The sequence below is a fragment of the Streptomyces alkaliterrae genome, assembly GCF_007097205.2.
Lineage (GTDB): Bacteria > Actinomycetota > Actinomycetes > Streptomycetales > Streptomycetaceae > Streptomyces > Streptomyces alkaliterrae.
The window spans coordinates 1-11,550 of sequence record NZ_VJYK02000179.1 but is presented as its reverse complement, the minus strand read 5'-3'; the positions used below and the strand labels follow the sequence as shown (position 1 = coordinate 11,550).

Genomic DNA, 11,550 nt, shown 5'->3' with positions numbered 1-11,550 from the left:
GCCCGGCCCAACCACCGTCCGCGCCAACCGCGTTCGACCTCTGCGACAACGGGCCCGCCCCCGGCCCCCGCCACCACTCCGGCGGCTGGCGCGGAGTGGTGCCGAGGATGCTGCCCGCGCCCGTGCGGGACTTCACCGGCCGCGCCGCGCAGACGGCCCTCGCCCGCCGCGCGCTCCGAGGCGATCCGTCGGGCGGGGCGGAGAGCCGGGATCTGGTCGTCACCGGGCCGATGGGCACGGGCAAGTCGGCGCTCGCGCTGCACGCGGCCCACCTCTGCCGTACCGCCTTCCCGGACGGCCAACTCCACGCCGATCTCGGCGGCGAGACGTCCGCGCCGAGGGAGCCGGCGGAGGTGCTGGGCTGGTTCCTGCGTGCGCTGGGCGTGCCGGAGGGCAGGCTCCCGGCGTCGCAGGAGGAGCGCGGGCAGCTCTACCGCAGTCTGCTCGCCGGCCGCCGCATGCTGGTGGTGCTGGACAACGCCGTCGACGACCGACAGGTCCGTCCGCTGCTGCCCGGCGGCACGGACTGCCGGGCGCTGGTCACCGGGCGGCGCGCGCTGGCCAGCCTGGAGGGCACCCGGCTGATCGTGCTGGGGGAGATGGCGGAGGCGGAGGCGCTTCGGCTACTTGGCGGGGTGATAGGCGAGCGTCGGGTCGCCGCCGAGTGGGAGGCGGCCCGGCGCATCGTGCGGTACTGCGATCGGCTGCCGTTGGCGCTGCGGGCGGCCGCTGCCCGGCTGGTCGCGTGCCCGGAGCGCTCTCTGGCGTTACTCGCGGCGCGGCTGGCGCCGGCCTCGCGGCGGCTGGACGAGCTGCGGGTGGGCAGCCTGGACGTGCGGGCGGCGCTGGAGGCGGGCTACCGGCGGCTGTCGGCGTCGACCAGGGTCGCGCTGGGTGCGCTGGCTCGGTCGGGGGCGCCCTGCTTCGATGCGCGCGAGGCCGCCGCCTTGCTCGCGCTGGCCGAGCGGGACGCCGAGGAGGTCCTGGAGGAGCTGCTGGCTGCCCGCTTTGTGGAGGAGGCCAGGGGGGAGGAGTCCGGGGGCGGCGGCCGACCGGCGTACGTGCTGCGTCCCCTTGTCCGGCTCTACGCCGTCGAGCGGGGCGAGGGGCGCGGCGGTGCGGCCTCGGGCGCCGCCAGGCGGGTGGTGCCGTCGGCCGAACGGCGGTCAGCCGCAGCCGCCGGCGTGTCCCTCGTCGAGGCCGTATGAGACGGCGTAGGGCGCGGTGTCGTCCGCGCCCTGGCGGGCGGAGTGGCTGAGGGAGTCGATGTAGGCGGCGAGCAGGCTGCCCCACCGGGCGCCCGCGTCGTTCCCGGCCCGCTCGGCGGTGACGTCGGCGCCGTCGGCGGGCACCGCGGTGGTGTGCCCGTCGTCCGGCGTGCCCTGCCGGCGCACGAACTCCCGGATGGACTCCTTCGCGCTCGACTCCTCGGGCGGATCGAGCCGCTCCAGCCTGGCCATCAGGTTCGTGCCGCCCTGCTCAAGCCAGGAGTTGATCTCCTCCTCCAGCTCCTGGAGGACGTCGTGGCCCTCCGGGCCGCCGCCCGCGCCATGGGACGCTGCGTTCTTCATGGCACCTCCACGTTGTGCACCGATGGTCGTGGGTACTTTCGGCAGCCATGGTTCCGCACGCTGATATGGATTCCCTATGGGTTTGCCCATGGCTTCGCCGGACGTCACCGCCGCGCCCGGCCGCGCCCGCGACAGGCAAGCCCACGACTGGACTCAGCGTTCCTCGTCGGGCAGATGGACCTCGGCGGTGTCGGGGCGGTGGTCGGGCAGCGCCGAGCGGGCGGTGGCCTCGCGGTGCAGCCGCAGGAACTCCAGGTGCCGCTCGTACTGGTCGAGGATGTCGGCGATGAGCTGTTCCCGGCTGTAGCCCATCACGTCGTAGCCCTGGCTGCCCTCGTTCAGGTGCACCTCGAAGCGGATGTAGGTGTCGCGTTCGCTGACCGCTTTCATCGCGAAGGCGGGGGACGGCGTCTCCAGCGGCCACACCCGGTACACGAACTCCTCGCCGGGCCCGATGGGGACGCGCAGTTCGATGTGCGGGATGCCGAGGTCCTCGTCCGGCTCCTCGTTCACCTGCGCCTCGACGTTCTGCCGGTGCAGCTCGTCGGCGACGTCCCGGAAGGCGGGCCGGCACACGTCGTCGACGAACCGTTCGGCAGCGCGTTTGCCCGGGTAGGCCATGGTCCGCGCCAGCCGTTGGCGCCAGGTCCACTCTGCTGCGGGCGGCCGGGAGCTGATCCGGCTGGAGAGGGAGGAGGGCATGGTCGCGGTCAGCGCCTCTTCCCGCATGCGTTCCAGCCGCAGCGCCTTGTAGAGACCGGCGATGATCAGGAACATCACGAAGGAGAACGGCAGCCCCATGATGATCGTCGCGTTGGTCAGCGCGTCGACACCGCCGACGAGCAGCATGGCCAGGGTGAGCAGGCCGGTGGCGGCCGCCCAGAAGATCCGCAGCCAGGGTTTGGCGTCGGTGAGCGGGGTGAGCAGGTCGGAGCTGAGGTTGCCCATGACGAGCGCGCCGGAGTCGGCGGAGGTGACGTAGAGCAGCAGGCCGACGAAGGTGGCCAGGCCCGCGCTGAAGAGTACGCCCGGATACTGGTCGAGCAGCCCGTAGAAGCCCTGCTCGGGCAGGTTGACGGCGGTGTCGCCGAACTCGGTGTTGCCGCCGCGCACCACGGCCAGCGCGCTGTTCCCGAAGATCGACAGGAACGTCAGGGTGAAGAAGAACGGGATGATCAGCGTGGCGGCGACGAACTGACGGATCGTCCGGCCCTTGGAGATGCGGGCGAGGAACATGCCGACAAACGGCGCCCACGCCACCCACCAGGCCCAGAAGAACAGCGTCCAGGCGTTGAGCCAGTCCGTGGGCTGGTCGTAGGCGAAGGTGTTGAGCGTCATCTCGGGGAAGCGGCTGACGTAGTCGCCGATGTTCAGCACCAGTGCGTTGAGCAGTCTGATCGGGCTGTCCACGAACAGCATGTAGCCCATCAGCAGTACGGCCAGCAGCACGTTGAGCTGGCTCAGCCGCCGGATGCCCCGGTCGACGCCGGCGACCGCCGAGGCCGTGGCCATACCGACGGCGACCGCGATCAACGCGACCTGCGCGGCCGTCCCCTCGGGGATGTCGAAGAGGAAGTTCAGCCCGTAGTTCAGTTGGACGACGCCGATGCCGAGCGACACCGAGATGCCGAAGACCGTGCCGATGATCGCGGCGAGGTCGACGGTGTCACCGATCCTGCCGTAGATGCGCTTGCCGATGATGGGGTACAGCGCGGAGCGGATCGCCAGCGGCAGCCGGTAGCGGAACGAGAAGTAGCCGAGCGCCATGCCCATGAGCGCGTACATGGCCCAGCCGGTGATGCCGTAGTGGAACAGCGTCCACACCACCGCCTGGCGCGCCGCCTCCACCGTCTCCGGGTCGCCCTCCGGCGGCGCAAGGTAGTGGCTGACCGGCCCGGCGACGGAGAAGAACATCAGGTCGATACCGATGCCGGCGGCGAAGAGCATCGCCGCCCACGCGAACAGGCCGTAGTCCGGCTTGGAGTGCCGTGGCCCGAGCTTGATCCGCCCGTACCGGGAGACCGCCACGAACACGACGAACAGCAGGTAGAGCGTGGCGGCGAGGAAGTAGTACCAACCGAATCCGTCGGAGATCCACTCCACGAGGACGCCGATGGCGTCCTCCGCCCCCTCCGGTGTGATCATCGCCCAGATGGAGACGGCCAGGATCAGCACGGACGAGCCGATGAAGACCACCGGCTTCAGCCGGGTGCGCCCCGGTCCGTGCGCCATCGGCTCAAGGCCGGGGTCGAGCCCTTGTTCCTCGGCACTTGTCATGGTCAGGCCTCCGCTGACTCGTGCCGGTAGAAGTCGACCTCGGCCGGGGGCAGCGGGGTGTTGCCCAGGATCAGGTCGGCGGCCTTCTCGGCCATCATCATCACCGGCGCGTAGATGTTGCCGTTGGTGAGGTACGGCATCGCGGACGCGTCGACGACCCGCAGCCCCTCCACGCCGTGCACCCGCATCGACGTCGGGTCGACGACTGACATGTCGTCCACACCCATCCGCGCCGTGCACGAGGGGTGGTAGGCGGTCTCGGCGTCCCGCGCCACCCAGTCCAGGATCTCCTCGTCCGACTCGACCTCGGGCCCCGGCGAGAGCTCACCCGCGTCGAACATCGCGAACGCCGGCTGCTTCAGGATGTCCCTGGCCACGTGGATGGCCTCGATCCACTCCTTGCGGTCGTTGGGCGTGGACAGGTAGTTGAAGCGCAGCGCCGGATGCTGCCGCGGATCCACGGACTTGATTTTCACCGAGCCGCGTACGTCGGAGTACATCGGCCCGATGTGCACCTGGTAGCCGTGCTCGGCGCCGACCTCCGTGCCGTCGTAGCGCACCGCGATCGGCAGGAAATGGAACATCAGATTGGGGTACTTGACCTCTTCGTTCCCCCGGACGAATCCGCCCGCCTCGAAGTGGTTGGTGGCCGCCGGACCGGTATGGAAAAGCATCCACTGGAGACCGATCGCCGGGCGGCGGTACCACTTCAGCATCGGGTTGAACGTGACGGGCTGTTTGCACGCGTGCTGCACGTACACCTCCAGGTGGTCCTGGAGGTTCTCTCCGACGCCCCGCAGCTCGTGCACCATCTTCACGCCCAGCGGAACGAGTTCGTCGGGATTCCCGATTCCGGAGAGCTGCAGCAGCTGCGGCGTGTTGATCGCGCCGCCGCACAGGATGACCTCACCGGCCGCCACCCGCCGCCGCTTCCGACCGAACTGCCGGTACTCGACGCCGATCGCCCGCTTCTCCTTGAACAGCACCTTGTCCACCTGCGAGAAGCACTGGACGGTCAGGTTGGGCCGGCTCCGCACCGGATGGACGTACGCGCGCGCCGCCGACCAGCGGCGCCCCTTCCTGATGTTGCGGTCGAAGCGGGCGAAGCCCTCCTGCCGGTACCCGTTCACATCCGACGTCAGCTCGTAGCCGGCCTGCTGCGAGGCCTCCAGAAACGCCGCGAACAGCGGGTTCTCCGCCGGTCCGCGCTCCAGCCACAGCGGCCCACCCTGCCCGCGCCAGTCGTCGGCGCCGGCCGAGCAGTGCTCCATCCGCTTGAAGTACGGCAGACAGTGCGCGTAGCCCCAGCTCTCCATGCCCGGATCGGCCGCCCAGCGTTCCAGGTCCATCGGGTTGCCCCGCTGGAAGATCATCCCGTTGATCGAGCTGGAACCGCCCAGCAGCCGCCCGCGGCCGTGGCTGACCCGCCGGCCGCCCATGTGCGGCTCCGGCTCCGACTCGTAGCACCAGTCGTAGAAGCGGTTCCCGATGACCATCGTCAGCGCCGCCGGCATGTGGGTGAGGATGTCCCACCGCCAGTCCGGCCGCCCGGCCTCCAGCACCAGGACGTTGTTCTCCCGGTCCGCACTCAGCCTGTTGGCCAGCGCGCAACCGGCCGAACCCCCACCGACGATGACGTAGTCGTACTTCGCTCGGCTCATACCGCGCTCCTATGGCTCATCCGGTTTCCCGTGTCGCCCGCGTTTGTCGTTAGGCCGTCCGTGGGTACTGCTCGGGTACCGCCGCCGGAATCCGATTTCCCTGTCCCGGCGCTGTTCTACCTCCATCCGCCGGGTCTGGTCCTCATCTCCGCCGCATTCCCTCGCTCGTGTCCGCGTGGCAGCGGACGCCGCCGCCACTAACGTAGGCAGCGACGCGTCCCAGCGCACAACGGAGTGCCGCATTCGGCGCAACCGGGAGAGGAATTCCCACGTCCAGTCTGTTTATCGGCGGGAAATGGGTGACCGCCGCCGGCGGCGCCACCCGCGAGGTCATCAACCCCTACGACCAGTCCGTGGTCCGCTCCGTCGACGAGGGCGACGAGAGTGACGCCCGCGCGGCCGTCACCGCCGCCCGCGCCGCGTTCGACGGCGACGCCTGGCCGTCCTGGACTCCCCGTCAGCGCTCCGACCTGCTGCGTCGCGTCGCCCAGTACCTCCAGCGCGACCGTTCCGAGATCGCCCGGCTGGAAACCCTCGACACCGGCAAGACCCTCGTCGAGTCCGGCATCGACGTCGACGACGTCACCGCCGTCTTCGACTACTACGCCGGCCAGGCCGAGGCCGACTCCGGCCGAGTCGTCGACGCCGGGGACCCGCGCATCCGCAGCCGCGTCGTCCACGAACCCGTCGGCGTCTGCGCCCTCATCGCGCCGTGGAACTACCCCCTCCTCCAGGCCTCCTGGAAGGTGGCGCCGGCGCTCGCCGCGGGCAACACCATGATCGTCAAGCCCAGCGAGATCACCCCGCTGACCACCATCAAGATGGTCGAACTCATCGAGGAGGCCGGCGCGCCCCCCGGCGTCGTCAACCTCGTGCTCGGCGCCGGCGCCGCCGTCGGCGGACCCCTCGTCGAAAGCCCCGAGGTCGACCTCGTCTCCTTCACCGGCGGACTGGAGACCGGCCGCAACATCATGCGCGCCGCCGCCGGCACCGTGAAGAACATCGCGCTCGAACTCGGAGGCAAGAACCCCAACATCGTCTTCGCCGACGCCGACTTCGAGACCGCCATCGACTACGCCCTGATGGCCGTCTTCTTCCACGCCGGACAGGTCTGCTCCGCCGGCACCCGCCTCATCGTCGAGGACAGCCTCCACGAACCCTTCATCGGCGAACTCGTCGCCCGCGCGGAACGCATCCGCCTCGGCAACGGCCTCGACGCCGACACCGAAAGCGGACCGCTCGTCTCCGCCTCCCACCGCGACAAGGTCGAGTCCTACGTCGAACTCGGCAAACGCGAAGGCGCCACACTGCTCACCGGCGGCCACCGCCCCGACGACCCCGAGCTGCGCGACGGCTTCTTCTACCGCCCCACCGTCTTCGACGACTGCACCCGCGACATGCGCATCGTCCAGGAGGAGACCTTCGGCCCCATCGTCACCGTCGAACGCTTCACCGAGGAGGCCGAAGCCGTCGAACTCGGCAACCACACCGACTACGGCCTCGCCGGCGCCGTCTGGACCGCCGACGCCGGCCGCGCCGAACGCGTCGCCAGGCGGCTCCGCCACGGCACGGTGTGGATCAACGACTTCGGCCCCTACCTGCCGCAGGCCGAGTGGGGCGGCTTCAAACGCTCCGGCATCGGCCGCGAACTCGGCCTCGACGGCCTCGCCGAATACCGCCAGGCCAAACACATCTACGAGAACACCGCCCCCACCCCCCAACGCTGGTTCGCCCGCTGAGGCGCCGCCCGGCCCCCGAGGGGCCGGGCGCGGGCACGGGGGCGCCCCTCGGACGCCCCCGCCCTCCTCAGAGCTGCCCGGACTTGTCGATGACGACCTTCGCCGAGGTCTTGCCGCTCTGGGAGCCGAACGACTCGATCTTCTTGACCACGTCCATGCCGTCGGTGACCTCCCCGAACACCACGTGCTTGCCGTCCAACCAGGACGTCACCGCCGTGGTGACGAAGAACTGGGAGCCGTTGGTGTTCGGCCCCGCGTTGGCCATGGACAGCAGCCCCGGCCTGTCGTGCTTCAGCTTGAAGTTCTCGTCCGCGAACCTCGCGCCGTAGATGCTCTTGCCACCGGTGCCGTTGTGGTTGGTGAAGTCCCCGCCCTGCAGCATGAACTGGGGGATCACCCGGTGGAAGGTGCTTCCCTCGTAACCGAAGTCCTTCTCGCCCGTGCACAGCGCGCGGAAGTTCTCCGCCGTCTTGGGGGTGACGTCGGCGAAGAGTTCGAAGGTGATGCGGCCGAGCGGCTGGCCGTTGGCGGACACGTCAAAGTAGACCTTGGGATTCGACATGATCGAAGTGTGTCATCCGCGGCGCGGCCGGAGCGGGCATTGACGCGGCGGCGGTCAGAAGCCGGACGTTCAGCTGTGCGCTGACGCGTGCCACGTGCCGCTCTGACACGCGTCATCAGCCCGGCCGGCCGCGTGCCCGTCCCCTGAGGCGCAGGGACCTTCGGCCCCGTTTCCGACCCGTTCGACCCTGCCGCCGCCGGGCCCCCGACCGCCACCGTGGTGAACAGGAGCCGCACCACGGAGGTGACCCGTCATGAAAGCACTCGTCTACCACGGACCGGGCGAGTCGGCCTGGGAGACCGTCCCGGACCCCGACGTCAAGGAGGCCGGTGACGCCGTCGTACGCGTCGACACGACCACCATCTGCGGCACCGACCTGCACATCCTCAAAGGCGACGTGCCCGAGGTCCGCCCCGGCACGGTCCTCGGCCACGAGGCCGTCGGCGAGGTCGTCGAGACCGCGTCCGGCGTGGTGTCCGTACGCCCCGGCGACCGCGTCCTCGTCTCCTGCATCTCCGGCTGCGGCCGCTGCCGCTTCTGCCGCGAAGGCGCCTACGGACAGTGCCGGGGCGGTGGCGGCTGGGTGCTCGGCCACCACATCAACGGCACCCAGGCCGAGTACGTCCGCGTCCCGAACGCCGACGTCTCCCTGCACCCCCTCCCGGCCGCCGTCCCCGGAGCCGACGCCGTCCTCCTCTCCGACATCTTCCCCACGGCCTACGAGGTCGGCGTGCTCAACGGACGGGTCCGCCCCGGCGACACCGTCGCCATCGTCGGCGCCGGCCCCATCGGCCTGGCCGCCATCGCCGCCGCACGTCTCTACTCACCCGGCCGGATCATCGTCACCGACCTGGCCCCCGCCCGTCTCGACGCCGCCAAGCGCCTCGGCGCCGACGTCACCGTCAACGCCGGCGAAGACCCGGCCCGCCTCGTCGACGACCTCACCGACGGCCTCGGCGCCGACGTCGTCATGGAAGCCGTCGGCGTCCCCGAGACCTTCGAACTCTGCACCCGCATGGTCCGCCCCGGCGGACACGTCGCCAACATCGGCGTCCACGGCCGACCGGCCACCCTCCACCTCGAAGACCTCTGGATCAGGAACCTCACCATCACCACCGGCCTCGTCGACACCTTCTCCACGCCGATGCTGCTGGAGATGCTCGCCGCCGGCCGCCTCCCCGCGTCCTCCCTCGTCACCCACAGCTTCCCGCTGCACGACATGGAACGCGCCTACGAGGTCTTCGCCCACCCCGCCGAGACCGACGCCCTGAAAGTCGTCCTCACCAGCGAAAACCTCCCCCAACCCCCACTCCCGATCACCTGAGCCGCCCATTCGGCCCTCCCGGCACGCGCAGCCGACCCCGACCTGCCCACGCTGGGAAGGTGACCGCACTCGCCCAGATCTTCGCCCTCGTCACCGCCCTCATCCACGTCGTGGTGGGACTGATCGAAGCGTTCGTCTTCGGCCGCAGCCGCGAGGCGCGCCTCTTCCTGACCCGCGAGCCGGGCAACCCGCCCGAGGTCCGCCTGTGGACCGTCAACGTCGGCTTCTACAACATCCTCCTCGCCGCGGCCCCGGTGGCAGGTGTCATCGCCTACCACCAGGGCCACACCGACGTGGGCCGCGCGCTGGTCGTCTACGCGTCCCTCTTCATGATCGCCGCGGGCCTCGGCCTCTACGTCTCCGACCGCCGCCTCTGGTCCGGCGCCCTGGGCCAGTCCCTCCCCGCCCTCGTCACCCTCCTGGCCGTCCTCACCTCCTGACGGCCGCGGGCCGCCGCTTTCGGGCAGTCGCCGCCCGGTCAGGGAGCAGGAGACCGGCGGACCGTGCGCCATGCGCGGCGCAACACCGAGCGCCACAGCAGGTGGTCCCCGTCCCGCCACGCCGCCCGCAGGCCGAGGAGCAGCAGGAGGAGCGCGGGAGCTCCCCACAGGGCGGCCGCCCAGCCCAGACCGGTCTCTACGTCCAGCACCACCAGCACCACGAACGCCCACACGCTGAGCACCACCGCCGACCAGGCGTTCCGGGTCCAGCCCTCCCCGGCGCCGGGGCGCGGAGACCGCCAGGGCCACAGTCGCCGGCACGAGCGCAACGAGCACCAGGCACCGATGAGCAGCATGACGGTGCCGACCGCCGCGCTGGGCAGGATGTCGCCCGCCGGGTGGGCTTCCGTCCTCAGCCGCTTGTCGTGAGCCGCCAGTGAGACGACCTGCTCCCGCCACACGGTCGCGGTGACCCCCTCGTCGGGGGAGAGGCGGCCAGGCCTGTCGTCCTCCAGCATCGGGACTCGGCCATGAGCGGGCGCTACTCCCCTGAGTTCCACCCAGGAGTCGCCGGCCGTCACGGTCAGCGCCGGTATCTCCCGCACACAGTCCGCAGTGGGAGTGGTCCCGGTAGGGCACACCACCGCCGAGGCCAGGGCTCGTTTCTCCGCTGACAGCCCGGGCACCTCGCTGAAGGCGACCGCCCCGACGGCGAGGACGGCCACCCCGATGACCAGGAGCGGGATTCCGGATGCCAGAGATCTCTCGGGCCGGCCCTGAGCATGCCCGGGAGTCGGTCCGGACTGCTGCAGGAACCTGCGCTCGATGGTGTCGGCCAGCTTCGCCGCGTCCTCCGTGAACCCGGTGATCAGCAGCGTGCCGTGGCTCCGGGTCCGGACCCTGCACCACACGTCGTAGCCCAGCATGCGCCGGACCCGGTTGGTGGCGTACTCCTGGTGGTTTCGCACCTTGGTGATCTCGTGCCACCCGATGGCCCGGAGGTCCTGCCCACGCCGACAGGTGAAGCCGCGCTGGTACAGCACGAACACCTCGTCCCGGTGCCGCCGTATCAGGACCAGGGCGACAGGTCCGGCGATCAGCATGCCGAGTGGCAGTCCGACGGTCAGGGCGGCGGTTCGTGCCCCGCCCCCGTTTGCCACCGTGTCGTTCCAGTCGGCGATCCCCACGGGCAGCACCAGCGCCCCGAGCACGATGGCGGCCCACGCCAGGACAGGACTGTTCGGATTGCTGGTGGGATGGCGGGACACGCGTCTTCCCAGCTCCTCGACGCCACTTCCGTCCATGGTGAACCGCCCCCCCAGGTCGTGCCGGGAGAGGGTCGGTCTCCCGTCGCGCTGCGGCATTGTTCCTGCTGAGCGCCGGGAGAGGCAACCAGGAGAGGCAATACGCCGCGAGACGTGCTCACCGTTTCCTCAGCTCTCCCCACCCCCTGACGAGCGCGCCTCCGCGCCTCGCCGCCGCACCGAGTACGACCAGCTCACCGCCACCATCAACACCGGTATCAACAGCAGTGGCGCGAAGGTCAAGCCCCACACCACCCGCGCCGTCCCGTCCGCCAGGTACGTCTGACTCTCCACGGTGAACAGCACGACCAACTGCCACACCGCCACCACCACGAGGAGCCCCGACACACCCCACGCCAGCGGCCCGAGCACCCCCGGCCGCAGCGGCCGCCAACGCTCGCTGACCAGCAGCAGCGGAAACAACGCCGCCACCTCGGCGAGCACCGACAGCCCGACCACGTACGCGATCCCCCAACCGGGTATGTCGTAGACGTCCCGCAACACCTGCTCGCTGTAACCCACATACACCCCGCACGCCATGGCGATCCGCCAGAGCCCCGACGGCAGCGCACACAACGGCACGGCATGAGCGGCACGCCGCGCCCACACAGGCGCGGCCTCGACAAGCGTTCCCCCAACGGAAGTCATGCCGGCATCCTTCAACCCCCGCCC

9 protein-coding genes and 1 pseudogene are annotated in these 11,550 nt (G+C 70.5%); 4 read left to right on the top strand and 6 right to left on the bottom strand.

Annotated features, from left to right (window positions below; translation table 11 throughout):
• A pseudogene (locus tag FNX44_RS28075) lies at positions 1-1,208 on the top strand (AfsR/SARP family transcriptional regulator); the annotation flags it as partial.
• Here the strand turns inward: FNX44_RS28075 and FNX44_RS17030 are convergent.
• The 3 genes from FNX44_RS17030 to betA all read right to left on the bottom strand — a co-directional run bounded on the left by FNX44_RS17030 (position 1,167) and on the right by betA (position 5,509).
• Positions 1,167-1,571, bottom strand: a complete 405-nt coding sequence (locus tag FNX44_RS17030) for a DUF6269 family protein (RefSeq protein WP_143649121.1) — start codon at positions 1,569-1,571, stop codon at positions 1,167-1,169. The pseudogene FNX44_RS28075 and the gene FNX44_RS17030 overlap by 42 nt on opposite strands.
• A 153-nt stretch (positions 1,572-1,724) precedes the next feature.
• Complete coding sequence (gene betT, locus FNX44_RS17025) at positions 1,725-3,848, bottom strand: choline BCCT transporter BetT (RefSeq protein ID WP_143649120.1); 2,124 nt, start codon at positions 3,846-3,848, stop codon at positions 1,725-1,727.
• A gap of 2 nt (positions 3,849-3,850) precedes the next feature.
• Positions 3,851-5,509, bottom strand: a complete 1,659-nt coding sequence (gene betA, locus FNX44_RS17020; RefSeq protein WP_143649119.1) for a choline dehydrogenase — start codon at positions 5,507-5,509, stop codon at positions 3,851-3,853.
• Positions 5,510-5,772: 263 nt separating this feature from the next.
• Here betA and FNX44_RS17015 point away from each other — a divergent pair, with 263 nt between their 5' ends.
• Positions 5,773-7,248, top strand: coding sequence for an aldehyde dehydrogenase family protein (locus FNX44_RS17015; protein ID WP_143649118.1), 1,476 nt, complete (start codon positions 5,773-5,775; stop codon positions 7,246-7,248).
• Positions 7,249-7,315: 67 nt separating this feature from the next.
• On the opposite strand, the gene FNX44_RS17010 is transcribed toward FNX44_RS17015, so the two are convergent.
• Positions 7,316-7,810, bottom strand: a complete 495-nt coding sequence (locus tag FNX44_RS17010; protein WP_143649117.1) for a peptidylprolyl isomerase — start codon at positions 7,808-7,810, stop codon at positions 7,316-7,318.
• A 253-nt stretch (positions 7,811-8,063) separates the two neighbouring features.
• Here FNX44_RS17010 and FNX44_RS17005 point away from each other — a divergent pair, with 253 nt between their 5' ends.
• Complete coding sequence (locus FNX44_RS17005) at positions 8,064-9,134, top strand: zinc-dependent alcohol dehydrogenase family protein (RefSeq protein WP_143649116.1); 1,071 nt, start codon at positions 8,064-8,066, stop codon at positions 9,132-9,134.
• A 59-nt stretch (positions 9,135-9,193) separates the two neighbouring features.
• A complete protein-coding gene (locus tag FNX44_RS17000) occupies positions 9,194-9,574 on the top strand; it encodes a DUF1304 domain-containing protein (protein WP_173019208.1) in 381 nt (126 codons plus the stop codon).
• A 38-nt stretch (positions 9,575-9,612) separates the two neighbouring features.
• On the opposite strand, the gene FNX44_RS16995 is transcribed toward FNX44_RS17000, so the two are convergent.
• Both FNX44_RS16995 and FNX44_RS16990 read right to left on the bottom strand, forming a co-directional pair.
• Positions 9,613-10,842, bottom strand: coding sequence for a hypothetical protein (locus tag FNX44_RS16995; RefSeq protein ID WP_143649115.1), 1,230 nt, complete (start codon positions 10,840-10,842; stop codon positions 9,613-9,615).
• A 165-nt stretch (positions 10,843-11,007) separates the two neighbouring features.
• Complete coding sequence (locus FNX44_RS16990) at positions 11,008-11,526, bottom strand: hypothetical protein (protein WP_143649114.1); 519 nt, start codon at positions 11,524-11,526, stop codon at positions 11,008-11,010.
• Positions 11,527-11,550: the final 24 nt, after the last annotated feature.